We start from the raw sequence: 23,657 nt of genomic DNA on the forward strand, positions 1-23,657 counted from the left end.
ATCACCGCCAGCGTCGGTTTCGCCCAGAGCGCCGGCCTGATCCTCGGTGGCTCGATCAGCCAGAGCAACTTCCTCGGTACCGGTAACAAGGTGTCGATCGGCCTGACCCGTTCGGAATACCAGACCCGCTACAACTTCGGCTTCGTTGACCCCTACTTCACTGCCGATGGCGTGAGCCTGGGCTACAACGCCTTCTACCGCAGCACCGACTACGACGACCTCGACGTCGACGTGGCCAGCTACGCGGTGGACAGCTACGGTGCGGGCGTCAGCCTCGGTTACCCGATCAGCGAGACATCGCGCCTGACCTATGGCCTGAGCGTGCAGCAGGACAAGATCAAGACCGGCAAGTACACCGTTGACGAGATCTTCGATTTCCTCGAAGAGGAAGGCGACAACTTCCTGAACTTCAAGGCCTCGATCGGCTGGTCCGAGTCGACCCTGAACAAAGGTGTGCTGGCAACCCGTGGTCACTCCCAGAGCCTGACCCTGGAATCCACCATTCCGGGCAGCGACCTGTCGTTCTTCAAGCTCGACTACCGCGGCCAGCTGTTCAAGCCGATCACCAACGACTACACCCTGCGCCTGCACACCGAGCTGGGTTATGGTGACGGTTATGGCAGCACCTCTGGCCTGCCGTTCTACGAGAACTACTTCGCGGGTGGCTTCAACTCCGTCCGTGGCTTCAAGGACAGCAGCCTGGGCCCACGCAGTACCCCAAGCCGCGGCGAGGCCAACGGTGGCAAGCCAGGCACCATCGCCGACCCGGACCAGGATCCGTTGCCGTTTGGTGGCAACGTGCTGGTACAAGGTGGTGTCGAGCTGCTGTTCCCGCTGCCGTTCGTCAAGGACCAGCGTTCGCTGCGCACCTCCGTGTTCTGGGACGTGGGTAACGTGTTCGACACCAATTGCGGCAACCAGCCGGATTGCGAGAAGGTCGGTTTCTCGGGCATGGCCAGTTCGGTCGGCCTGGGCGTGACCTGGATCACCGCACTGGGCCCGCTGAGCTTCAGCCTGGCAATGCCGGTCAAGAAGCCGGACGATGCCGACACCCAGGTGTTCCAATTCTCTCTGGGCCAGACCTTCTGAGGTCGGCCCTCGCTTAATGACAACGGTTTATCCAGGAGTGCATCGTGCGTAAGTTGACCCAACTGGCCGTAGTGGCCGCGGCGCTGGTCGCCACCCCGGCTTTCGCCGAAATGAAGGTTGCCGTCCTGAACTATCAGATGGCCCTGCTGGAGTCGGATGCCGCCAAGAAATACGCGGTGGATGCCGAGAAGAAGTTCGGTCCGCAACTGACCAAGCTGAAAAGCCTGGAAAGCAGCGCCAAGGGCATCCAGGACCGTCTGATCAAGGGCGGCGACAAGATGCAGCAGCAGGAGCGCGAGCGCCTGGAGCTCGAGTTCAAGCAGAAGGCCCGTGACTTCCAGTTCCAGTCCAAGGAACTGAACGAAGCCAAGGCCGTTGCTGACCGCGACATGCTCAAGCAGCTGAAGCCGAAGCTGGATGGCGCTGTCGAGGAAGTGATCAAGAAAGGCGGTTACGATCTGGTCCTCGAACGTGGCGCGGTCATCGATGTCAAGCCTCAGTACGACATCACCCGCCAGGTCATCGAGCGCATGAACCAAGCCCGTTGATATGACCGTGACCATGACGCTAGGCCAGTTGGCCGAGGCCCTCGGCGCCACCCTCAAGGGGCCCGAGGCGCTGCAGATTACCGGGCTGGCCACCTTGCAGGAGGCTGGCCCAGGTCAGTTGAGCTTCCTCGCCAACCCGCAGTACCGCAAATTCCTGGATAGCAGCCAGGCGGCCGCGGTGCTGCTCAAGGCGGCGGACGCCGAAGGCTTTGCCGGCAATGCGCTGATCGTCGCCGATCCGTACCTGGCCTACGCGCGCATTTCCCACCTGTTCGACCCCAAACCCAAGGCTGTGGCGGGTATTCATCCCAGCGCCGTGGTGGCCGAGGACGCGCAGGTGGACGCCAGTGCCAGCATCGGGCCGTTCGCGGTCATCGAAAGCGGTGCGCGCATCGCGGCCAATGTCAGCGTGGGTGCACACTGCGTGGTCGGTGCCCGTTGCGTGATCGGAGAGGGCGGCTGGCTGGCCCCACGGGTCACCCTGTACCATGATGTGACCATCGGCAAGCGTGTGGTCATCCAGTCGGGTGCGGTGATCGGCGGTGAAGGCTTCGGCTTTGCCAACGAGAAGGGCGTGTGGCGCAAGATCGCCCAGATCGGTGGCGTGACCATCGGCGACGACGTGGAAATCGGTGTCAACACCGCGGTCGATCGTGGCGCGCTGTCGGATACGCGGATCGCTGATGGGGTCAAGCTCGACAACCAGATCCAGATCGCCCACAACGTGCAGATCGGTGAGCACACGGCCATGGCCGCCTGCGTCGGAATTTCCGGCAGCACGCGCATCGGCAAGCATTGCACCATTGCCGGAGGTGTCGGCATGGTGGGTCATATCGATGTCTGTGATAACGTTTTCGTGTCCGGGATGACCATGGTGACCCGTTCGATCACCGAACCGGGTGCCTATTCTTCCGGCACTGCCATGCAGCCACTGGCTGAATGGCGCAAGAGCGCCGCGCGTATCCGCCACCTGGACGACATGGCCAAGCGTCTCCAGCAGCTGGAAAAACGCGTCGATACCGTGACCTCAGGTGGCCAGCCGACATCAGAAGGCTGATACCATTCCCTGAGCAAGAGTGAACAGTCGCTAGCTGGCTCCTCTTTGGACTGCAAAAGGAGCGTGTGGTCAGCACCTGCGCTCCCTATTCTTATTACAGGCTTCCCCCCCGAAATGATGGACATCAACGAGATTCGCGAATACCTGCCTCACCGTTACCCGTTCCTGCTGGTGGACCGCGTGACGGAGCTGGACTACGAGGCCCAGAGCATTCGTGCCTACAAGAATGTCAGCATCAACGAGCCGTTCTTCAACGGCCATTTCCCGGCTCACCCGATCATGCCGGGCGTCCTGATCATCGAAGCCATGGCACAGGCCGCGGGTATCCTCGGTTTCAAGATGCTCGACGCCAAGCCGGCCGATGGCACCCTGTACTACTTCGTCGGCTCCGACAAGCTGCGTTTCCGTCAGCCGGTACTGCCGGGTGACCAGTTGGTGCTGGAAGCCAAGTTCCTCAGCCGCAAGAGCATGATCTGGAAATTCGAGTGCCGCGCCCTGGTCGACGGCAAGCCGGTTTGCTCGGCAGAAATCACCTGCGCGGAACGCTCCCTATGAATTCGATTGATCCTCGGGCCATTATCGACCCGTCGGCCAAGCTGGCCGATGGTGTCGAGGTCGGCCCCTGGTCGATCGTTGGCCCCGATGTGGAAATCGGGGAGGGCACCGTTATCGGCCCGCATGTTGTGCTCAAAGGGCCGACCCGCATCGGCAAGCACAACCGTATCTTTCAGTTTTCCTCGATCGGCGAAGACACCCCGGACCTCAAGTACAAGGGTGAGCCGACGCGCCTGGTGATCGGCGATCACAATGTGATCCGCGAAGGGGTGACCATTCACCGCGGCACCGTCCAGGACCGTGCGGAAACCACCGTGGGCGACCACAACCTGATCATGGCCTATGCCCACATCGGCCACGACAGCGTCATCGGCAACCACTGCATCCTGGTCAACAACACGGCCCTGGCCGGCCATGTACACGTGGGGGACTGGGCGATCCTGTCCGGCTACACCCTGGTGCACCAGTACTGCCATATCGGTGCCCACGCGTTTTCCGGCATGGGCACGGCGATCGGCAAGGATGTCCCGGCCTTCGTCACCGTGTTCGGCAGCCCGGCCGAAGCCCGCAGCATGAACTTCGAAGGCATGCGCCGCCGGGGTTTCAGCGACGAGGTGATCCATGTGCTGCGCCGTTGCTACAAGATCGTCTATCGCCAGGGCCTGACCGTCGAAGACGCGCTCAAGGAGCTGGACGAACTGGCTGCGAAGCACCCTGAGGTCGATCTGTTCCGTCAGTCGATCGTGAACTCCGCCCGCGGCATCACCCGCTGACATGGCCCAGCTTTGCGTAGCCTTGGTCGCAGGTGAGGCCAGCGGCGACATTCTCGGTTCCGGCTTGATGCGTGCCATCAAGGCGCGCCACCCCGACGTACGGTTCATCGGCGTTGGCGGCCCCTTGATGGAAGCCGAAGGCCTGCAATCCTATTTCCCCATGGAACGCCTGGCCGTCATGGGCCTGGTCGAAGTTCTGGGGCGCCTGCGCGAGTTGCTCAAGCGCCGCAAGCTGCTGATCGAGACCCTGATCGGCGAAAAGCCCGATGTGTTCATCGGCATCGATGCCCCCGACTTCACCCTCAACATCGAACTGAAACTGCGTCAGGCCGGGATCAAGACCGTGCACTACGTCAGCCCGTCGGTCTGGGCCTGGCGGCAGAAGCGTGTGCTGAAGATTCGCGAAGGCTGCGACCTGATGCTGACGCTGTTGCCATTCGAGGCGCGGTTCTATGAAGAGCAGGGCGTACCGGTGCGCTTCGTCGGCCACCCGTTGGCCGACACCATCCCGCTCGAAGCCGACCGCCCTGCCGCACGTGCCGCGCTGGGCCTGGGCGAAGGGCCGGTGGTCGCGTTGATGCCGGGCAGCCGGGGCGGCGAAGTAGGGCGGCTGGGCGCACTGTTCCTGGATGCTGCCGAACGGCTGCGCCAGCAGGTACCGGGCGTGCGTTTCGTGCTGCCCTGCGCCAATGCCGCACGTCGCGCCCAGGTCGAGCAGATGCTCGAAGGGCGCCAGCTGCCGCTGACCCTGCTCGATGGCCAGTCGCACCAGGCCCTGGCGGCCTGTGACGCGGTGCTGATCGCCTCGGGTACCGCCACCCTCGAAGCACTGCTGTACAAGCGACCGATGGTGGTGGCCTATCGCCTGGCGCCCCTGACCTACTGGATCCTCAAGCGCCTGGTAAAGAGCCCCTACGTGTCGTTGCCGAACCTGCTGGCCCAGCGCGTGCTGGTACCCGAGTTGCTGCAGGATGGCGCCACCAGCGAAGCCCTGGCCAATACCCTGGCGCCGCTGGTGGCCGATGGCAGCCAGCAGACCGAAAGTTTCGACGAAATTCACCGCACCCTGCGCCGTGACGCCTCCAACCAGGCGGCCGAGGCGGTACTGGCCTTGCTCAAGGACCGCTGACATGCAAATTGGACTGGACTTCAACCTGGTCGAAGACCTGGTCGCCGGCGTCGACGAAGTGGGCCGTGGCCCGCTGTGCGGCGCGGTGGTGACCGCGGCGGTGATCCTCGACCCGGCGCGCCCGATCCTCGGCCTGAACGATTCGAAGAAACTCACCGAAGCCAAGCGCGAGGCGCTGTTCGACGAGATCTGCGAAAAGGCCCTGAGCTTCTGCATCGCCCGCGCCGAGGTCGAGGAAATCGACCGCCTGAACATCCTGCATGCGACCATGCTGGCCATGCAGCGCGCCGTGGAAGGCCTGCACATTACACCGAAGCTGGCCCTGATCGACGGCAACCGCTGCCCGAAACTCGCCGTACCGGCGTCGCCGGTAGTCAAGGGCGACAGCCAGGTGCCGGCCATCGCGGCGGCGTCGATCCTGGCCAAGGTGACCCGTGACCGGGAAATGAGCGCATTCGAGCTGATCTACCCGGGTTATGGCATTGGCGGGCACAAGGGCTACCCGACCCCGGTGCACCTCGAGGCGCTGGCACGCTTGGGGCCTACGCCCATCCATCGGCGCTCCTTTGCCCCGGTGCGGGCCGCGTGGGATGCACGTGAAGGCGTCACCGACTCCCTTATCTGAGCTCTGGGGCCGCCTTGCGGCCCGATCGCGACACAAGGCCGCTCCTACAGGCGATCGCGTAACTTCTGTAGGAGCGGCCTTGTGTCGCGACAGGGCTGCGAAGCAGCCCCAAAAAAACATCCCCATTTAAGCTACAATCCCGCCCTTGTCGTTCAGCACTGCTACAGGATCTTCCATGTCGGTTCCCTTCGTTCACCTGCGCGTCCACTCCGAATTCTCGCTGGTCGACGGCCTGGTGCGGATCAAGCCGCTGGCCAAGGCGCTGGCCGGGATGAACATGCCGGCAGTGGCGATCACCGACCAGAGCAACATGTGCTCGCTGGTCAAGTTCTACAAGACCGCCATGGGCGCCGGCATCAAGCCGATCTGCGGCGCCGACCTGTGGCTGGCCGCTGCCGACCCGGAAGCACCGCTGTCGCGTATCTGCTTCCTGGCCATGAACCCCAAGGGCTACCGCAACCTCACCGAGCTGATCTCGCGCGGCTGGACCGACGGCCAGCGCAACGGCCTGGTCATCCTCCAGCGTGAATGGATCGCCCCCGCCAGCGAGGGCCTGATCGCCCTTTCCGCAGGCAAGGAAGGCGATATCGGCATGGCCTTGCTGGCCGGCAAGGACGATGAAGCCGAGGCCCTGCTGCAAGACTGGATGGGCATGTTCCCCGAGCGCTTCTATGTCGAAGTGCAGCGCACCAACCGCGCCCGCGACGAGGAGTACGTGCACGCCGCCGTGGCGTTGGCCGACAAGTTCGGCGCTCCGCTGGTCGCAACCAACGACGTGCGTTTCATCAAGCAATCGGACTTCGATGCCCACGAAACCCGCGTATGCATCGGTGAGGGGTGGACCCTCGACGACCCGCGTCGGCCAAGGATGTACAGCGACCAGCAGTATCTGAAGTCGGCCGAGGAAATGGCCGAGCTGTTCAGCGACCTGCCCGATGCCATCGCCAACACTGTCGAGATCGCCAAGCGCTGCAACATCCAGGTGCAGCTGGGCAAGTACTTCCTGCCCGACTTCCCCACGCCCAACGGCATGGGCATCGATGACTACCTGCGGCATGTGTCCCACGAAGGCCTGGAAGAGCGCCTGGCGGTGCTGTGGCCGAAAGAGACCACACCCAATTACGAAGAGAAGCGCCAGGTCTACCTGGACCGCCTGAAGTTCGAACTGGACATCATCATCCAGATGGGCTTCCCCGGTTACTTCCTGATCGTCATGGACTTCATCAAGTGGGCCAAGAACAACGACGTACCGGTTGGCCCGGGCCGAGGATCGGGTGCCGGCTCGCTGGTGGCGTACGTGCTGAAGATCACCGACCTCGACCCGCTGGCCTACGACCTGCTGTTCGAGCGCTTCCTCAACCCTGAACGTATTTCCATGCCCGACTTCGACGTCGACTTCTGCATGGATGGCCGTGACCGGGTGATCGACTACGTGGCCGAAGCCTATGGCCGCAACGCGGTCAGCCAGATCATCACCTTCGGTACCATGGCGGCGAAGGCGGTGGTGCGAGACGTGGCGCGGGTACAGGGCAAGTCCTACGGCCTGGCCGACCGTCTGTCGAAGATGATCCCCTTCGAAGTGGGCATGACCCTGGAGAAGGCCTACGAGCAGGAAGAGATCCTGCGTGACTTCCTCAAGGGCGACGAAGACGCCCGCGAGATCTGGGACATGGCCCTGAAGCTCGAGGGCGTGACGCGCGGTACCGGCAAGCACGCCGGTGGTGTGGTCATCGCCCCGACCAAGCTCACCGACTTCTCGCCGATCGCCTGTGACGAAGAGGGCGGCGGCCTGGTAACCCAGTTCGACAAGGATGACGTCGAGGCTGCCGGCCTGGTGAAGTTCGACTTCCTCGGCCTGCGGACCCTGACCATCATCAAGTGGGCGATGGAGATCATCAACCGCGAGCAGGCCAAGAAGAACCTGCCCGACGTCAACATCGACTTCATCCCGCTGGACGACCGCAAGACCTACGAGCTGTTGCAGAAGGCCGAAACCACGGCGGTGTTCCAGCTTGAATCGCGTGGCATGAAGGAGCTGATCAAGAAGCTCAAGCCCGACTGTCTGGAAGACCTGATCGCACTGGTGGCACTGTTCCGCCCGGGCCCGCTGCAATCGGGCATGGTGGACGACTTCATCAACCGCAAGCACGGTCGCGCCGAGCTGGCTTACCCGCACTCCGACTACCAGTACGAGGGCCTGAAACCGGTACTGGCACCGACCTACGGCATCATCCTGTACCAGGAGCAGGTGATGCAGATCGCCCAGGTCATGGCTGGCTATACCCTCGGCGGCGCCGACATGCTGCGCCGTGCGATGGGTAAGAAAAAGCCCGAGGAAATGGCCAAGCAGCGCGGTGGTTTCATCGAAGGCTGCGTGGCCAACAATATCGATGCGGATCTTGCGGGTAACATTTTCGACCTGGTAGAGAAGTTCGCCGGCTACGGCTTCAACAAATCCCACTCCGCCGCCTATGGCCTGGTGTCGTACCAGACCGCCTGGCTGAAAACCCACTACCCGGCGCCATTCATGGCTGCGGTGTTGTCGGCGGATATGCACAACACCGACAAGGTGGTGGTGCTGGTCGAGGAAGTGCGCAGCATGAAGCTGCGCCTCGACGCGCCGGACGTGAACTTCTCCGACTTCAAGTTCACCGTCAACAATGACGGGCGCATCGTCTACGGCCTGGGCGCCATCAAGGGCGTCGGCGAAGGCCCGGTGGAGGCGATCGTCGAGGCCCGCGCCCAGGGTGGCCCGTTCAAGGACCTGTTCGATTTCTGTGAGCGCATCGACCTCAAGCGGGTCAACAAGCGTACCCTCGACGCGCTGATCCGCAGTGGCGCGCTGGACCGCCTGGGCCCGCATTTCCATGACGAGATCAAGGCCTACCACGTCAACATCGACATCAACCGTGCAACCTTGCTCTCGGCGCTGGGCGAGGCCATCAAGGCTGCCGAGCAGGCCGCCCACACCGCCGACAGTGGCCACGTCGACCTGTTCGGCGGCATGTTCGAAGCGGCGGATGCCGACGTCTACGCCAACCACCGCAAGGTGCGCGAACTGACCCTCAAGGAACGCCTGAAGGGCGAGAAGGACACCCTCGGCCTGTACCTCACCGGCCACCCGATCGACGAGTACGAGACCGAGATCCGCCGCTTCGCCCGCCAGCGCATCATCGACCTCAAGCCGTCACGCGAAACCCAGACCATCGCCGGCATGATCATTGCCCTGCGGGTGATGAAGAACAAGAAGGGCGACAAGATGGGCTTCGTCACCCTGGACGACCGCTCCGGGCGCATCGAGGCGTCGCTGTTTGCCGACGCCTTCATGGCGGCACAGTCCTTGCTGCAGACCGATGCCATGGTGGTGGTCGAAGGCGAGGTCAGCAACGACGATTTCTCTGGTGGCCTGCGCCTGCGGGTGAAGCAGGTGATGACCATGGAGGATGCGCGCACCAAGCTGGCCGAGAGCCTGCGCCTGAAGGTGGCACACGAAGCGCTCAAGGGCGACCGGCTGAAGTGGCTGGGCGAGCTGATTACCCGCCATCGCGGCGCTTGCCCGATCACCCTCGAGTACACCGGCAGCGACGCCAAGGCCATGCTGCAGTTCGGCGAGCAGTGGGCGATCGACCCGGCCGATGGGCTGATTCAGGCGCTGCGTGACCAGTTCGGGCGTGAGAACGTCTTCCTGCAATATCGTTGAACCGACAAAAATTTAATCTCGACCTGAATGCGCCTGATCCCTTAAGGTAGGGCGCCAAACGGATCAACCGGCCGGCCGCCTGGCCGTAGACCCAAGACGGATGACTATGAACCCGAATTTTCTCGATTTCGAACAGCCGATTGCCGACCTGCAAGCCAAGATCGAAGGCCTGCGCCTGGTAGGCAACGACAACTCGCTGAACATCAGCGATGAAATTGCCCGTCTGCAAGACAAGAGCAACACCCTGACCGAAAGCATCTTCGGCAACCTGACCAGCTGGCAGATCGCCCGCCTGGCCCGTCATCCGCGTCGTCCTTACACCCTGGACTACCTGGAGCACATCTTCACCGAGTTCGAAGAGCTGCACGGCGACCGCCACTTCGCCGACGACGCTGCCATCGTCGGTGGAACCGCGCGCCTGGACGGCAAGCCGGTCATGGTCATCGGCCACCAGAAGGGCCGTGAAGTGCGCGAGAAGGTTCGCCGCAACTTCGGCATGCCGCGCCCTGAAGGCTACCGCAAGGCCTGCCGCCTGATGGAAATGGCCGAGCGCTTCAAGATGCCGATCCTGACCTTCATCGACACCCCGGGCGCCTACCCGGGCATCGACGCCGAAGAGCGCAACCAGAGCGAGGCCATCGCCTGGAACCTGCGCGTGATGGCGCGCCTGAAAACCCCGATCATCGCCACCGTGATCGGTGAGGGTGGTTCCGGCGGTGCGCTGGCCATCGGCGTGTGCGACCAGTTGAACATGCTGCAGTACTCCACCTACTCGGTGATCTCGCCGGAAGGCTGTGCCTCGATCCTGTGGAAGACTGCCGACAAGGCAGCCGACGCAGCTGAGGCCATGGGCATCACTGCCGAGCGCCTGAAGAGCCTGAACATCGTCGACAAGGTCATCCAGGAGCCGCTGGGCGGCGCTCACCGTGACCCGGCGAAGATGTCGGAAAGCATCCGTGCCGACCTGGTACAGCAGCTGGACATGCTCGGCAAGCTCGACCATGACGCGCTGCTGGCCCGCCGTTACGATCGCCTGATGAGCTACGGTCTCTGAGACACCCTGGGGCCGCTATGCGGCCCTTTCGCGACACAAGGCCGCTCCTACAGGGGATTGCGTAATCCTGTAGGAGCGGCCTTGTGTCGCGAAAGGGGTGCGCAGCGCCCCCGGCAATCTCAAGCCATGTGAGGCCCCAATGATCAACCTCACCCCCTGGCTCAACGCCCCCACCTGGTACATCGCCTTCTCCGGCGGCCTCGATTCCACCGTCCTCCTGCACCTGCTGGCCGACTACGCCCGCAATCACGCATCCCCTCCACTGCGCGCCATCCACGTCCACCACGGCCTGCAACCCGCCGCCGATGCCTGGCCCGCTCACTGCCAAACCGTCTGCGACAATCTCGGCATCGAACTCCAGGTCATCCACGTCCAGGTCACCCCCGGCGCCAGCCTCGAGCAAGCCGCCCGCGACGCCCGCTATGCTGCCTTCAGGCAAGCCCTCGGCCCGGGTGACATCCTGTTCACCGGCCAGCACCGCGACGACCAGGCCGAAACCCTGCTGTTCCGCCTGCTGCGCGGCGCAGGCCTGCGTGGCCTGGCTGCAATGCCGGGGCAGCGGGCGCTAGGGCAGGGCAGCCTGGTCAGGCCATTGCTGGGCTGTTCCCGCCAGCAACTGCAGGACCATGCTCAGGCCAATGGGCTGGCCTGGATCGAAGATCCGTCAAACGCTGACACACAATTTGCCCGCAACTACCTGCGCAGCGAAGTGTTTCCGCTGCTTCAGCAACGTTGGCCGCAGGCCAGCCAGAACCTGGCCCGCGCCGCCGAGCACCTGGGCGAAGCCCAAGGGCTGCTGGACGAACTGGCCCAGGACGACCTGGCGCTCGCCGGGGAGGGCGCGCCGGTGGCTTGGCCGGGGCTGGACTCCCTCGACCTGGCTACTCTGGTGGCGCTGTCGCCGGCCCGTCAGCGCAATGCCCTGCAATACTGGCTGAGCCGCCGTACCCGCCTGCCCGACACCCGGCACTGGGCCGGCTGGGCCGACCTGCGCGATGCCGCCGCCGATGCCCAGCCCGCCTGGCAGCTTGCCGATGGGCAACTGCTGCGCAGTCATGGGCGCATCTGGTGGTTGAGCGGTGACTGGCTGCAGCTGCCCGTCGGCGAACTGGCCTGGGCCGATCCCGCCAAGCCCTTGCCGTTGCCGGGTAACGGCAGTGTGCGTCTTGTTGGCGCAGCGCCGCTGCACGGCTTGCGCATTGCCTACCGTCAGGGCGGTGAAGTGCTTGACCTCCCCGGCCGCGGCCGACGCGACCTCAAGCGCCTGCTCAACGAGCTGCAGGTGCCGCTTTTCCTGCGCCCGCGCTTGCCACTGCTGTACCAGGGCGAGCGCCTGCTGGCGGTAGCCAACCTGCCCGGGCTGGTGCAGGCTGATTGCCAGCTGTCCTGGCAGTTGCCGACGAACGCGCAAGGTTTGAGCTGAAGGGTACATTCGGGTAGACTACCCTCCCTTCTTGATACAGCTTCTGTGGGTTCCGCGAAAACACAGGAGTTGCCGATTACCAAGCAGTTTTTTGCTGGGCTGATTCTGGAAATGACGAGCGAGCTCCATGCCGGGGATACCCCTGGTCTGTACAGACGCGGCAGTTTTTCGAGATGCACTGTGATTGACGCAGGTGATCGGGGGCTTCGGCCTTCCTTCGCTTTCTCCGGCGGCGCTGGCCGCCTTAACGCAGACTTCTAGGGTTTTTCATGACGCGCTACATATTCGTCACGGGCGGTGTTGTTTCTTCATTGGGGAAAGGCATTGCCTCGGCTTCCCTGGCGGCCATCCTGGAAGCGCGGGGCCTGAAGGTCACCATGCTCAAGCTGGATCCGTACATCAACGTCGATCCGGGCACCATGAGCCCGTTCCAGCACGGTGAAGTATTCGTCACCCACGATGGCGCCGAGACCGACCTCGACCTGGGCCACTACGAGCGGTTCATCCGCACCACCATGACCCAGAACAACAACTTCACCACCGGCCGCATCTACGAGCACGTACTGCGCAAGGAGCGTCGTGGTGACTACCTGGGCGCGACCATCCAGGTCATCCCGCACATCACCGACGAAATCAAGCGTCGCATCATCAAGGGCGCCGGCGATGCCGACGTGGCCCTGGTGGAAATCGGCGGTACCGTGGGTGACATCGAGTCGCAGCCGTTCCTCGAGGCCATCCGCCAGCTGCGCGTCGAAGTGGGCTCCAAGCGCGCCATGCTGATGCACCTGACCCTGGTCCCGTACATCGCCACCGCTGGCGAGACCAAGACCAAGCCGACCCAGCACTCGGTCAAGGAGCTGCGCTCCATCGGCCTGCAGCCTGACGTGCTGATCTGCCGCTCCGACCACCCGGTCGATGCTTCGTCGCGTCGCAAGATCGCGCTGTTCACCAACGTTGAAGAGCGTGCGGTGATTTCGCTGGAAGACGTCGACACCATCTACAAGATCCCGGGCGTGCTGCACGCACAGGGCCTGGACGACTTCGTCGTCGAGCGTTTCGGCCTGCAGTGCAATGGCGCCGACCTGTCCGAGTGGGACAAGGTGGTCGATGCCAAGCTCAACCCCGAGCACGAAGTGACCATCGCCATGGTCGGCAAGTACATGGAGCTGCTGGATGCGTACAAGTCGCTGATCGAAGCGATGAGCCACGCCGGCATCACCAACCGCACCAAGGTCAACCTGCGCTACATCGACTCGGAAGACATCGAGAACCAGGGCACCAGCCTGCTCGAAGGCGCCGATGCCATTCTGGTACCGGGCGGTTTCGGCCTGCGCGGCGTGGAAGGCAAGATCACCGCGGTGCAATACGCCCGTGAAAACAAGGTGCCGTACCTGGGTATCTGCCTGGGCATGCAGGTTGCCGTGATCGAATTCGCCCGTAACGTGATGGGCTGGAAAGACGCCAACTCCACCGAGTTCGACCGCAACAGCGGCCACCCGGTCGTCGGCCTGATCACCGAGTGGGCCGATGCCACCGGTGCCGTCGAAACCCGCAGCGAAGCCTCCGACCTGGGTGGCACCATGCGCCTGGGTGCACAGGACTGCCAGCTGGCCGCCGGCTCCAAGGTGCACGACTGCTACGGCAAGGACGTGATCACCGAGCGTCACCGTCACCGCTACGAAGTGAACAACAACCTGCTGCCACAACTGGTCGACGCCGGCCTGGTGGTTTCCGGCCGTTCCGAAGATGGTGCGCTGGTGGAAGTGGTCGAGTCCAAGGACCACCCATGGTTCGTCGCCTGCCAGTTCCACCCGGAATTCACCTCGACCCCGCGTGACGGCCACCCGCTGTTCAGCGGCTTCGTCAAGGCAGCCCTGGCTCAGAAGAACAAGGCCTGATCAATGACCCAGAAGATCATTCGCGTCGGTAACATCGAGATCGCCAACGACAAGCCGTTCGTCCTGTTCGGCGGCATGAACGTCCTGGAGTCCCGTGACCTGGCAATGAAGGTCTGCGAGGAGTACGTGCGGGTGACCGAGAAGCTCGGTATCCCGTACGTGTTCAAGGCCAGCTTCGACAAGGCCAACCGTTCGTCGGTAACCTCGTACCGTGGCCCGGGCATGGAAGAGGGGCTGAAGATCTTCGAAGAGATCAAGCGCGCCTTCAACGTGCCGGTCATCACCGACGTGCACGAGCCTTACCAGGCCGAGCCTGTAGCCAAGGTGTGCGACATCATCCAGCTGCCGGCCTTCCTGTCGCGGCAGACCGACCTGGTGGTGGCCATGGCCAAGACCGGCGCGGTGATCAACATCAAGAAGGCCCAGTTCCTCGCACCCCAGGAAATGAAGCACATCCTGACCAAGTGCGAGGAGGCCGGTAACGACCAGTTGATCCTCTGCGAGCGTGGTTCGAGCTTCGGCTACAACAACCTGGTGGTGGACATGCTCGGCTTCGGCATCATGAAGCAGTTCGAGTACCCGGTGTTCTTCGATGTGACCCACGCCCTGCAGATGCCGGGTGGTCGCGCCGATTCCGCCGGTGGTCGCCGCGCCCAGGTCACCGACCTGGCCAAGGCCGGCATGAGCCAGGGCCTGGCCGGGCTCTTCCTCGAAGCCCACCCCGATCCGGACAACGCCAAGTGCGATGGCCCATGCGCCCTGCGCCTGGACAAACTGGAGCCGTTCCTGGCCCAGCTCAAGCAACTGGACGACCTGGTGAAAAGTTTTCCGACGGTAGAAACCGCGTAAAGCTCGATTCTCGGGTAAAGTACCGTCCGATCCACCCCTGACCAGTCGGTCAGGGGTTCCCTTCACCCGGCCTGCCCACTGCAAGTCCGCCCGGTGAACGGCAAGAATTTCCTAAGCTAAGTTGTTTTCGTCAATTCTGGAGTGCTTACAACAATGGCAAAAATCGTCGACATCAAAGGTCGTGAAGTTCTCGATTCGCGTGGCAACCCCACCGTGGAAGCCGATGTACTGCTCGACAACGGCATCATCGGCAGCGCCTGCGCGCCGTCCGGTGCTTCCACTGGCTCGCGCGAAGCGCTGGAGCTGCGTGATGGCGACAAGAGCCGTTACCTGGGCAAGGGCGTGCTGAAGGCCGTCGCCAACATCAACGGCCCGATCCGTGACCTGCTGCTGGGCAAGGACCCTGCCGACCAGAAGGGCCTGGACCGCGCCATGATCGAACTGGACGGTACCGAGAACAAGGCCAAGCTGGGCGCTAACGCCATCCTGGCCGTTTCCCTGGCTGCCGCCAAGGCCGCTGCCCAGGACCAGGACCTGCCGCTGTACGCGCACATCGCCAACCTGAACGGCACCCCGGGCCAGTACTCGATGCCGGTACCGATGATGAACATCATCAACGGTGGCGAGCACGCCGACAACAACGTCGACATCCAGGAGTTCATGGTTCAGCCAGTTGGCGCCAAGACCTTCTCCGACGGCCTGCGCATGGGTACCGAAATCTTCCACCACCTCAAAGCCGTGCTGAAGGCCCGTGGCCTGAACACCGCTGTTGGTGACGAGGGTGGTTTCGCCCCTAACCTGGCTTCCAACGAAGACGCCCTGGGCGCCATCGCCGAAGCCGTCGAGAAAGCCGGCTACAAGCTGGGCACCGACGTGACCCTGGCCCTGGACTGCGCGGCTTCCGAGTTCTACGAAGACGGCAAGTACAACCTGTCCGGCGAAGGCAAGTCGTTCGACGCCGAAGGCTTTGCCGAGTACCTGAAAGGCCTGACCGAGCGCTTCCCGATCATCTCGATCGAAGACGGCCTGGACGAGTCCGACTGGGCTGGCTGGAAGATCCTCACCGACAAGATCGGCACCAAGGTGCAGCTGGTTGGCGACGACCTGTTCGTGACCAACACCAAGATCCTCAAGGAAGGCATCGAGAAGGGCATCGGTAACTCGATCCTGATCAAGTTCAACCAGATCGGCTCGCTGACCGAAACCCTGGAAGCCATCCAGATGGCCAAGGCTGCTGGCTACACCGCGGTGATTTCGCACCGTTCCGGTGAAACCGAAGACTCGACCATTGCCGACCTGGCCGTGGGTACCGCTGCTGGCCAGATCAAGACTGGCTCGCTGTGCCGTTCCGACCGCGTTTCCAAGTACAACCAGCTGCTGCGCATCGAAGAGCAACTGGGTGCCAAAGCGGTTTACCGCGGTCGTGCCGAGTTTCGCGGCTAAGCAAGAGATGGTAAAAAGACAGCAGCCGGAGTTGTAGGAACGTTCGTACTGTTCTTTTCTACATTCCAACGGGTTTCTGTCGACGAAGCCTGGCCTCGGCCAGGCTTCGTGCTATTCGAGGCCCCGAAGTAAAAAGTACCCGGCAGCCTTTTTAACCTGGATAACGTGATGCGCAGTCCCTATTGGTTGTTCCTCGTCCTGCTCCTGCTGCTGGGTGGCCTGCAGTACCGCCTGTGGGTGGGTAATGGCAGCCTGGCGCAAGTGACCGAGCTGAAGCAGCAGATTGCCGAGCAGCATGCCGAAAACGAGCGCTTGCTCGAGCGCAACCGCGTGCTCGATGCCGAAGTGCTGGAGCTGAAAAAAGGCATGGAGACCGTTGAAGAGCGGGCTCGCCACGAATTGGGGATGGTCAAAGAGGGCGAAACCCTCTTCCAGTTGCCACAGAAATGATCGAAACCTTACCGGCCTTCTGGGCCGTGATTCCTGCTGCGGGCGTAGGTGCCCGCATGGCTGCCGACCGCCCCAAGCAGTACCTGGAGCTGGCCGGGCAGACCATTCTCGAGCACAGCCTCGACTGTTTTCTTGGCCACCCGATGCTCAAGGGCGTGGTGGTCAGCATTGCCGAAGATGACCCGTACTGGCCTCGCCTGCGCTGCGCCAGCGACCCGCGCATCCAGCGCGCCACGGGTGGCCGCGAGCGTGCCGACTCGGTGCTCAATGCCTTGCTGATGCTGCATGCCCAAGGGGCGGCGGACAGCGACTGGGTGCTGGTGCATGATGCCGCGCGACCGAACCTGGCGCGCAGCGATCTGGACAAGCTGTTGGCGGAGCTGGCGGGCGACCCGGTGGGTGGCCTGCTGGCGGTGCCGGCGCGCGATACCCTCAAGCGGGCCGATGCCGATGGCCGGGTGGGTGCTACCGTCGACCGCAGCACCATCTGGCAGGCCTATACGCCGCAGATGTTCCGCCTGGGGGCGTTGCATCGGGCGCTGGCCGAGTGCCTGGTGTCGGATGTGCTGGTAACCGACGAGTCCTCCGCCATCGAGTGGTCCGGCCAGGCGCCGCGGCTGGTCGAAGGGCGCAGCGACAACATCAAGGTAACCCGGCCAGAAGACCTGGAGTGGTTGCGCCAGCGTTGGGCAGGGCGCCGCTGAATTTCTTGCTCCTGTGCCGGCCTCTTCGCGGGTAAACCCGCTCCCACAGGTATCGCACATCCCTTCAGGTCTGCGCTGTACCTGTGGGAGGGCGGCGCTGAATTTCTTGCTCCTGTGCCGGCCTTTTCGCGGGTAAACCCGCTCCCACAGGTATCGCACATCCCTTAAAGTTTGCGCTGTACCTGTGGGAGCGGGTTTACCCGCGAAGAGGCCAGACCGGTCAGCACAAGGTTTCAGTTCAAACGATACTCCGGCAGCCCCGCCAACCCTTCCTTCAGGTAATCCACCAGCCGCCGTACCTTCGGCGACAGGTGCCGTTGCTGCGGATACAGCGCCCACACTGCGGTATTCGGTGGCTGGTGCGCCTCCAGCAACGACACCAGCGCACCACTGTTCAAGTGCTCCAGCACGTAGTAATCCGGCAACTGGCACAACCCCATCCCCTGCAGCGCCGCGTCCAGCACCGCCTGCCCGCTGTTGCAACGCCAGTTGCCCTGCACTCGCTGGCTGATCTCGCGGCCGTCCTGCTGCAGCGCCCACAAATCCGAGCTGCCCACCAGGCAATTGTGCCGCGCCAGTTCCGACAGGCTGTGTGGCCGACCATAACGTTCCAGGTAGGCCGGCGAAGCGCACAGGTACATGCGCCGGGGCGCCAGGCGGGTTGCCACCAGTCGTGAGTCGGCCAGCCGGCCCAGGCGGATGGCCAGGTCCATGCCTTCATGCACCAGGTCGAGGGTGTGGTTGCTCAGTTCCACATCCACCCGCAGCTGCGGATACAGCGCCATGAACCGCGTCACCAGCGGCACGATGAAGCGCTCGCCATAAGCCACCGCGCAGGTCATGCGCAGCAACCCCTTGGGCTCGCTGGCCAGGTCGCCCATGGCGCGCAGGGCTTCCTCGCGGCCATCCTGCAGGCGCTGGCAGTGCTGCAGGAATGTCTGCCCGGCCTCGCTCAGGGTCACCCGCCGGGTACTGCGGTACAGCAGGCGCGTCTGCAGCCGTTCCTCCAGCCGGGCGATCTGCCGGCTGATGTGCGATGAGGAAACCCCCAGGCGCTCGGCGGCCGCGGTGAACTGGCCCGACTCGGCCACGGCGACGAACTCGTCGATGCCTTCCCAGCGGCTGCTCATTGATTATCCCTGTATGGCAATAATGTTTTGTCTTTGGCCGGATTATTCATCAAAAGACGGTGAATTACACTGCCAGACTGAATCGACCCTCTGTCTGGAGACCTTTGATGATCAAGTCCCGTGCTGCCGTAGCCTTCGAAGCCAAGAAACCCCTGGAAATCGTCGAAGTCGACGTGGCCATGCCCAAGGCCGGTGAAGTGCTGCTGCGCGTGGTCGCCAGCGGTGTCTGCCACACCGACGCCTACACCCTGTCGGGCGCCGACCCGGAGGGCATCTTCCCGTCGATCCTCGGCCACGAAGGTGGCGCGATCGTCGAGGCGGTAGGCGAGGGCGTCACCTCGGTCGCCGTCGGTGACCACGTCATCCCGCTGTACACCCCGGAATGCGGCAAGTGCAAGTTCTGCCTCTCGGGCAAGACCAACCTGTGCCAGGCCATCCGCGCCACCCAGGGCAAGGGCCTGATGCCGGACGGCACCACGCGCTTCTCCTACAAAGGCCAGCAACTGTTCCACTACATGGGTACCTCGACCTTCTCCGAGTACACCGTGCTGCCGGAAATCTCCGTGGCCAAGATCCAGAAAGAAGCGCCGCTGGAAAAGGTCTGCCTGCTGGGTTGTGGTGTCACCACCGGTATCGGCGCGGTGCTCAACACCGCCAAGGTCAAGCCGGGTGACACCGTGGCCATCTTCGGCCTGGGCGGCATCGGCCTGTCGGCAGTGATCGGTGCGGTCAAGGCCAAGGCGTCGCGCATCATTGCCATCGACATCAACCCGGCCAAGTTCGAAATCGCCCGCCAGCTGGGTGCCACCGACTGCATCAACCCGAAAGACTACGACCGCCCGATCCAGGAAGTGATCGTCGACCTCACCGACGGCGGCGTGGACTTCTCCTTCGAGTGCATCGGCAACGTGCAGCTGATGCGTGCTGCGCTGGAATGCTGCCACAAGGGCTGGGGCGAATCGGTGATCATCGGCGTGGCCGGTGCCGGCCAGGAAATCGCCACTCGTCCGTTCCAGCTGGTCACCGGCCGCGTATGGCGTGGTTCGGCGTTCGGTGGCGTACGTGGCCGCAGCGAGCTGCCAAGCTACGTGGAAATGTCCGAGAAGGGCGAGATCCCGCTGGATACCTTCATCACCCACACCATGGGCCTGGAAGACATCAACAAGGCCTTCGACCTGATGCACGAAGGCAAGAGCATTCGCAGCGTGATCCACTTCTGAGGTTTGCCATGAGCCTGGATAACATCTCCTGCCAGAAGAGCTTCGGCGGCTGGCACAAGCGTTACCGGCATCACTCCAAGGTGCTGGGCTGCGACATGGTGTTCGCCGTCTACCTGCCGCCGCAGGCCGAACAGGGCGAGAAGCTGCCGGTGCTGTACTGGCTCAGCGGCCTCACCTGCACCGACGAGAACTTCATGCAGAAGGCCGGCGCCCAGCGCCTGGCCGCGGAGCTTGGGTTGATCATTGTCGCCCCCGACACCAGCCCGCGTGGCGAGCAGGTGCCGGGCGACCCGGACGGTGCCTGGGACTTCGGCCTGGGTGCCGGCTTCTACCTCAATGCCACTCAGCAGCCCTGGGCCCAGCACTACCGCATGCACGACTATGTGGTGGAGGAGTTGCCCGCGTTGATCGAGGCGTACTTCCCGGCTTCGGGCGAGCGCAGCATCAGTGGCCACTCCATGGGTGGGCATGGCGCGCTGGTGTGCGCCTTGCGCAACCCGGGGCGCTACCGCTCGGTGTCGGCGTTCTCGCCGATCAGCAACCCGATGGATTGCCCGTGGGGCGAGAAAGCCTTCAGCCGCTACCTGGGTGAAGACCGTGCGCGCTGGCGCGAGTGGGATGCCAGCGTGCTGCTGGCCGAGACCCCGGCCGGCGAATGCCCGCCGTTGCTGGTGGACCAGGGCGACCGCGACGACTTCCTCGAGAAGCAGCTCAAGCCTGAAGCCCTGGAGCAGGCGGCACGCAAAGGTGGGCATGAACTGACCTTGCGCCTGCAACCTGGCTATGACCACAGCTACTACTTCATCGCCAGCTTCATCGAGGAGCACCTGCGTCATCATGCGGTGGCATTGGGGCGGGTGTAAGGCGTAGCTGCGCGATCGCCTGTAGGAGCAGCCTTGTGCTGCGAATGGGCTGCGAAGCAGACCCTGGGTCTAACGCTATCGCCGATATTGCCGGGGCCGCTTTGCGGTCCATTCGCAGCACGAGGCTGCTCCTACAACGACGGCCCCAATGCCGGCTAAAGCAGGTAGAATCACGCCCTGACTCATTCAGGGCGTTTTTCTATGCGTATTGGCCACGGCTACGATGTGCACCGTTTCTGCGACGGTGATTTCATTACCCTGGGCGGGGTGCGTATCCCCCACAAATACGGCCTCCTGGCCCACTCCGATGGCGACGTGCTGCTGCACGCCCTGAGCGATGCCTTGCTTGGCGCGGCGGCGCTGGGTGACATCGGCAAACACTTCCCCGACACCGATCCGCAGTTCAAGGGCGCCGACAGTCGGGTGCTGCTGCGCCATGTGGTCGGCATCGTCCAGGCCAAGGGCTGGAAGGTCGGCAACATCGACGCCACCATCGTCGCCCAGGCGCCGAAGATGGCCCCGCACATCGAGACCATGCGCAAGCTGATCGCCGAAGACCTGCAGGTCGAACTCGACCAGGTCAACGTCAAGGCTACCACCACCGAGAAGCTCGGCTTCACCGGCCGCGAGGAGGGCATCGCCGTGCATTCGGTAGCCCTGCTGCTGCCAGCATGACCGAACTGGAACTGCTGGGCCCGCGCGCATCGGGCCAACCACTGGGTACCGCCGTCCTCAAGGCGGTGGCCGAGGATTTCCAGGTCGACGAAGTACTGGACATCCCCCTGTCGGGCCACGGCGAGCACCTGTGGCTGTGGGTCGAGAAGCGTGACCTGAACACCGAGGAGGCGGCCCGCCGCCTGGCCCGTGCTGCTGGGGTGCCGGTGCGCACGATCAGCTACGCCGGCCTCAAGGACCGCCAGGCCCTGACTCGCCAGTGGTTCAGCCTGCACCTGCCAGGCAAGGCCGACCCGGACCTGTCGCGTGCCGAGGATGCCAGCCTGCGTGTGCTCAAGCAGGTGCGCCACCAGCGCAAGCTGCAGCGCGGTGCGCATTCGGCCAACGGCTTCACGCTGCGCCTGACTGCCCTGGCTGCCGATCACCAGGCGGTGGATGCACGCCTGGAACAGCTCAAGCAGCACGGTGTGCCGAATTATTTCGGCACCCAGCGCTTCGGCCACGGTGGCGGCAACGTTCACGACGCTCTCGATTGGGCCGCACGCAAGGCCCTGCCCGAACAGCGCAACGTGCGTTCGCGGTTGCTCTCGGCCGGGCGCAGCTACCTGTTCAACCAGGTGCTGGCAGCCCGTGTTGCCGACGGCAGCTGGGCGCAGGCCCAGGTGGGCGACCTGCTGGCGTTCACCGACAGCCGCAGCTTCTTCCCGGCGGGTGAGGCGGAATGTGCCGACCCGCGCCTGGCGATTCTCGACCTGCACCCGACCGGCCCGATGTGGGGCGCGGGCGATTCGCCGGCCGCCGGTGTCACCGCACAGCTGGAAAACACCGTCGGCGCGCGTCAGCCAGCACTTTGCCAGTGGCTGGCCTTGGCGGGCATGGATCACGAACGACGCATTCTGCGGCTCCCTATTGGCGGTCTTACGTGGCATTATCCGGAGCCTGATATCCTGCAACTGGAATTCGTCCTTCCGGCCGGATGCTTCGCCACCGTGGTGGTGCGCGAAGTCGTGGATCTGGTGTCGGCGGGGCAGACGGACAGCTCATGCGTATTCTGATTTCGAACGACGACGGTGTTACCGCACCCGGCATCGCCGCGCTGCACGCTGCGCTGGCGGATTACGCCGAGTGCGTGGTTATTGCCCCGGATCAAGACAAGAGCGGCGCCAGCAGTTCGCTGACGCTGGACCGGCCACTGCATCCGCAGACCCTGGCCAATGGCTTCATCAGCCTCAACGGCACGCCCACCGACTGCGTGCACCTGGGGCTCAATGGGCTGTTGCCACAGGCGCCGGACATGGTCGTGTCGGGGATCAACCTCGGTGCCAACCTGGGCGACGACGTGCTCTATTCGGGCACGGTCGCGGCCGCGTTGGAAGGCCGTTTCCTCGGCGGTACCTCGCTGGCGTTTTCGCTGTTGTCGCGCCAGCCGGACAACCTGCCGACCGCGGCCCATATCGCCCGCCGTCTGGTCGAGGCGCAGTCGCGCCTGGCCTTGCCGCCGCGCACCGTGCTCAACGTCAACATCCCCAACCTGCCGCTGGAGCACATTCGTGGCATCCAGCTCACCCGCCTCGGTCACCGGGCGCGGGCGGCGGCGCCGACCAAGGTGGTCAACCCGCGCGGCAAGGAAGGCTACTGGATCGCCGTGGCCGGGGATGCCGAGGATGGTGGCCCGGGTACCGACTTCCACGCGGTGATGCAAGGCTATGTATCGATCACTCCGCTGCAGCTCGACCGCACCTTCAGTGATGCTTTCGAGCAGCTCGACGGTTGGCTGGAGGGCCTGCTCTGATGCGCGAGGACGATATGCTGCGGCGTGGCATCGGCATGACCTCCCAGCGTACCCGGGAGCGGCTGATCCAGCGCCTGTGCGAGGAGGGCGTTTCGAACACCAAGGTGCTCGACGTGATCCGTCGTACCCCGCGCCACCTGTTCGTCGACGAGGCGCTGGCGCATCGCGCCTACGAAGACACCGCGCTGCCGATCGGCCACAACCAGACCATCTCGCAACCGTTCATGGTTGCCCACATGAGCGAGCTGCTGCTCGAGGCCGGGCCGCTGGACAAGGTGCTGGAGATCGGCACCGGCTCGGGCTACCAGACGGCAATCCTGGCCCAGTTGGTCGAGCGGGTGTTCTCGGTGGAACGCATCAAGGTGTTGCAGGACCGGGCCAAGGAGCGCCTGGTGGAACTGAACCTGCGCAACGTGGTGTTCCGCTGGGGCGACGGTTGCGAAGGCTGGCCGGCGCTGGCGCCGTACAACGGCATCATCGTCACCGCCGTGGCGCCGGAAGTGCCGCAGGCATTGCTCGACCAGCTGGCGCCCGGTGGCCGTATGGTGATCCCGGTGGGGCCAGCCGGCGAAACCCAGCAGCTGATGCTGATCGTGCGCGAGGAGCATGGATTCTCCCGCCGCGTGCTGGGGGCAGTGCGCTTCGTACCGCTGCTCAACGGCCCGCTGGCCTGAACACTG

At 63.8% G+C, this 23,657-nt stretch carries 22 protein-coding genes; 21 read left to right on the forward strand and 1 reads right to left on the reverse strand.

Annotated elements, in window-relative coordinates:
• The 15 genes from bamA to ispD all read left to right on the forward strand — a co-directional run.
• On the forward strand, nt 1–1,089 hold a 1,089-nt coding region (gene bamA, locus ABIB24_RS24910; protein ID WP_354317460.1), incomplete at its 5' end, for an outer membrane protein assembly factor BamA.
• Nucleotides 1,090–1,133: 44 nt separating this feature from the next.
• On the forward strand, nt 1,134–1,637 hold the full coding sequence (locus ABIB24_RS24915) for an OmpH/Skp family outer membrane protein (RefSeq protein WP_015269197.1): 504 nt from the start codon (nt 1,134–1,136) through the stop codon (nt 1,635–1,637).
• Nucleotide 1,638: 1 nt separating this feature from the next.
• Nucleotides 1,639–2,694: a UDP-3-O-(3-hydroxymyristoyl)glucosamine N-acyltransferase gene (gene lpxD, locus ABIB24_RS24920; RefSeq protein WP_013971258.1), complete on the forward strand. Its 1,056-nt coding sequence runs from the start codon at nt 1,639–1,641 to the stop codon at nt 2,692–2,694.
• A gap of 114 nt (nt 2,695–2,808) precedes the next feature.
• Nucleotides 2,809–3,249, forward strand: a complete 441-nt coding sequence (fabZ, locus tag ABIB24_RS24925) for a 3-hydroxyacyl-ACP dehydratase FabZ (protein WP_004375427.1) — start codon at nt 2,809–2,811, stop codon at nt 3,247–3,249.
• A complete protein-coding gene (gene lpxA, locus ABIB24_RS24930) occupies nt 3,246–4,022 on the forward strand; it encodes an acyl-ACP--UDP-N-acetylglucosamine O-acyltransferase (RefSeq protein WP_025337980.1) in 777 nt (258 codons plus the stop codon). Before fabZ ends, lpxA begins: the two co-directional genes overlap by 4 nt.
• Before the next feature lies 1 nt (nt 4,023).
• Nucleotides 4,024–5,151, forward strand: coding sequence for a lipid-A-disaccharide synthase (lpxB, locus tag ABIB24_RS24935; RefSeq protein ID WP_137163169.1), 1,128 nt, complete (start codon nt 4,024–4,026; stop codon nt 5,149–5,151).
• A 1-nt stretch (nt 5,152) separates the two neighbouring features.
• Nucleotides 5,153–5,776, forward strand: coding sequence for a ribonuclease HII (gene rnhB, locus ABIB24_RS24940; RefSeq protein ID WP_013971261.1), 624 nt, complete (start codon nt 5,153–5,155; stop codon nt 5,774–5,776).
• A 175-nt stretch (nt 5,777–5,951) separates the two neighbouring features.
• Nucleotides 5,952–9,476, forward strand: a complete 3,525-nt coding sequence (dnaE, locus tag ABIB24_RS24945; RefSeq protein WP_354317464.1) for a DNA polymerase III subunit alpha — start codon at nt 5,952–5,954, stop codon at nt 9,474–9,476.
• 106 nt (nt 9,477–9,582) lie between these two features.
• The gene (gene accA, locus ABIB24_RS24950; RefSeq protein WP_046616627.1) at nt 9,583–10,530 is read left to right on the forward strand and encodes an acetyl-CoA carboxylase carboxyl transferase subunit alpha; all 948 of its coding nucleotides are present in this window, start codon (nt 9,583–9,585) and stop codon (nt 10,528–10,530) included.
• A 139-nt stretch (nt 10,531–10,669) separates the two neighbouring features.
• Nucleotides 10,670–11,953, forward strand: coding sequence for a tRNA lysidine(34) synthetase TilS (gene tilS, locus ABIB24_RS24955; protein ID WP_354317466.1), 1,284 nt, complete (start codon nt 10,670–10,672; stop codon nt 11,951–11,953).
• 269 nt (nt 11,954–12,222) lie between these two features.
• Nucleotides 12,223–13,851 carry a CTP synthase gene (pyrG, locus tag ABIB24_RS24960; protein ID WP_025337984.1) on the forward strand — a complete coding sequence of 543 codons (1,629 nt, stop codon included), beginning with the start codon at nt 12,223–12,225 and terminating at the stop codon, nt 13,849–13,851.
• A 3-nt stretch (nt 13,852–13,854) separates the two neighbouring features.
• On the forward strand, nt 13,855–14,700 hold the full coding sequence (gene kdsA, locus ABIB24_RS24965; RefSeq protein WP_354317468.1) for a 3-deoxy-8-phosphooctulonate synthase: 846 nt from the start codon (nt 13,855–13,857) through the stop codon (nt 14,698–14,700).
• A 153-nt stretch (nt 14,701–14,853) separates the two neighbouring features.
• Nucleotides 14,854–16,143 (forward strand): phosphopyruvate hydratase, encoded by a 1,290-nt coding sequence (gene eno, locus ABIB24_RS24970; protein ID WP_025337986.1) that lies wholly within the window; start codon nt 14,854–14,856, stop codon nt 16,141–16,143.
• A gap of 168 nt (nt 16,144–16,311) precedes the next feature.
• Nucleotides 16,312–16,593: a cell division protein FtsB gene (gene ftsB, locus ABIB24_RS24975; RefSeq protein WP_004375443.1), complete on the forward strand. Its 282-nt coding sequence runs from the start codon at nt 16,312–16,314 to the stop codon at nt 16,591–16,593.
• Nucleotides 16,590–17,297: a 2-C-methyl-D-erythritol 4-phosphate cytidylyltransferase gene (gene ispD, locus ABIB24_RS24980; RefSeq protein WP_025337987.1), complete on the forward strand. Its 708-nt coding sequence runs from the start codon at nt 16,590–16,592 to the stop codon at nt 17,295–17,297. Before ftsB ends, ispD begins: the two co-directional genes overlap by 4 nt.
• 233 nt (nt 17,298–17,530) lie before the next feature.
• Here ispD and ABIB24_RS24985 read toward each other — a convergent pair whose 3' ends face one another.
• Nucleotides 17,531–18,427 carry a LysR substrate-binding domain-containing protein gene (locus ABIB24_RS24985; protein ID WP_015269205.1) on the reverse strand — a complete coding sequence of 299 codons (897 nt, stop codon included), beginning with the start codon at nt 18,425–18,427 and terminating at the stop codon, nt 17,531–17,533.
• Nucleotides 18,428–18,534: 107 nt separating this feature from the next.
• Between ABIB24_RS24985 and ABIB24_RS24990 the strand changes: the two genes are divergently transcribed.
• From ABIB24_RS24990 to ABIB24_RS25015, 6 genes are all read left to right on the forward strand, one after another.
• Complete coding sequence (locus ABIB24_RS24990) at nt 18,535–19,647, forward strand: S-(hydroxymethyl)glutathione dehydrogenase/class III alcohol dehydrogenase (protein WP_016712915.1); 1,113 nt, start codon at nt 18,535–18,537, stop codon at nt 19,645–19,647.
• An 8-nt stretch (nt 19,648–19,655) separates the two neighbouring features.
• Entirely contained in the window at nt 19,656–20,510 is an 855-nt protein-coding gene (fghA, locus tag ABIB24_RS24995) for an S-formylglutathione hydrolase (protein ID WP_354317470.1), read from the forward strand.
• A 201-nt stretch (nt 20,511–20,711) separates the two neighbouring features.
• Nucleotides 20,712–21,185, forward strand: coding sequence for a 2-C-methyl-D-erythritol 2,4-cyclodiphosphate synthase (gene ispF / locus ABIB24_RS25000; RefSeq protein WP_015269207.1), 474 nt, complete (start codon nt 20,712–20,714; stop codon nt 21,183–21,185).
• The gene (truD, locus tag ABIB24_RS25005; RefSeq protein WP_137163174.1) at nt 21,182–22,240 is read left to right on the forward strand and encodes a tRNA pseudouridine(13) synthase TruD; all 1,059 of its coding nucleotides are present in this window, start codon (nt 21,182–21,184) and stop codon (nt 22,238–22,240) included. Before ispF ends, truD begins: the two co-directional genes overlap by 4 nt.
• Entirely contained in the window at nt 22,228–22,977 is a 750-nt protein-coding gene (surE, locus tag ABIB24_RS25010; protein WP_025337991.1) for a 5'/3'-nucleotidase SurE, read from the forward strand. The genes truD and surE overlap by 13 nt, the downstream gene beginning before the upstream one ends.
• Before the next feature lie 35 nt (nt 22,978–23,012).
• A complete protein-coding gene (locus ABIB24_RS25015; protein ID WP_015269209.1) occupies nt 23,013–23,651 on the forward strand; it encodes a protein-L-isoaspartate(D-aspartate) O-methyltransferase in 639 nt (212 codons plus the stop codon).
• Nucleotides 23,652–23,657 lie beyond the last annotated feature (6 nt).

This window comes from Pseudomonas sp. UYEF17 (genome assembly GCF_040546125.1).
In the GTDB taxonomy this organism is placed as follows: Bacteria; Pseudomonadota; Gammaproteobacteria; order Pseudomonadales; family Pseudomonadaceae; genus Aquipseudomonas; species Aquipseudomonas putida_Z.

Bases quoted from the DNA above. Each gene is read 5' to 3' on its own strand.
- ABIB24_RS24985 (WP_015269205.1), bottom strand. From the start codon at position 18,427: ATGAGCAGCCGCTGGGAAGGCATCGACGAGTTCGTCGCCGTGGCCGAG.
- eno (WP_025337986.1), top strand. From the start codon at position 14,854: ATGGCAAAAATCGTCGACATCAAAGGTCGTGAAGTTCTCGATTCGCGT.
- surE (WP_025337991.1), top strand. From the start codon at position 22,228: ATGCGTATTCTGATTTCGAACGACGACGGTGTTACCGCACCCGGCATC.
- lpxA (WP_025337980.1), top strand. From the start codon at position 3,246: ATGAATTCGATTGATCCTCGGGCCATTATCGACCCGTCGGCCAAGCTG.
- fghA (WP_354317470.1), top strand. From the start codon at position 19,656: ATGAGCCTGGATAACATCTCCTGCCAGAAGAGCTTCGGCGGCTGGCAC.
- fabZ (WP_004375427.1), top strand. From the start codon at position 2,809: ATGATGGACATCAACGAGATTCGCGAATACCTGCCTCACCGTTACCCG.
- tilS (WP_354317466.1), top strand. From the start codon at position 10,670: ATGATCAACCTCACCCCCTGGCTCAACGCCCCCACCTGGTACATCGCC.
- lpxD (WP_013971258.1), top strand. From the start codon at position 1,639: ATGACCGTGACCATGACGCTAGGCCAGTTGGCCGAGGCCCTCGGCGCC.
- ftsB (WP_004375443.1), top strand. From the start codon at position 16,312: ATGCGCAGTCCCTATTGGTTGTTCCTCGTCCTGCTCCTGCTGCTGGGT.
- dnaE (WP_354317464.1), top strand. From the start codon at position 5,952: ATGTCGGTTCCCTTCGTTCACCTGCGCGTCCACTCCGAATTCTCGCTG.
- ABIB24_RS25015 (WP_015269209.1), top strand. From the start codon at position 23,013: ATGACCTCCCAGCGTACCCGGGAGCGGCTGATCCAGCGCCTGTGCGAG.
- rnhB (WP_013971261.1), top strand. From the start codon at position 5,153: ATGCAAATTGGACTGGACTTCAACCTGGTCGAAGACCTGGTCGCCGGC.
- truD (WP_137163174.1), top strand. From the start codon at position 21,182: ATGACCGAACTGGAACTGCTGGGCCCGCGCGCATCGGGCCAACCACTG.
- kdsA (WP_354317468.1), top strand. From the start codon at position 13,855: ATGACCCAGAAGATCATTCGCGTCGGTAACATCGAGATCGCCAACGAC.
- ABIB24_RS24990 (WP_016712915.1), top strand. From the start codon at position 18,535: ATGATCAAGTCCCGTGCTGCCGTAGCCTTCGAAGCCAAGAAACCCCTG.
- accA (WP_046616627.1), top strand. From the start codon at position 9,583: ATGAACCCGAATTTTCTCGATTTCGAACAGCCGATTGCCGACCTGCAA.
- ispF (WP_015269207.1), top strand. From the start codon at position 20,712: ATGCGTATTGGCCACGGCTACGATGTGCACCGTTTCTGCGACGGTGAT.
- pyrG (WP_025337984.1), top strand. From the start codon at position 12,223: ATGACGCGCTACATATTCGTCACGGGCGGTGTTGTTTCTTCATTGGGG.
- ispD (WP_025337987.1), top strand. From the start codon at position 16,590: ATGATCGAAACCTTACCGGCCTTCTGGGCCGTGATTCCTGCTGCGGGC.
- lpxB (WP_137163169.1), top strand. From the start codon at position 4,024: ATGGCCCAGCTTTGCGTAGCCTTGGTCGCAGGTGAGGCCAGCGGCGAC.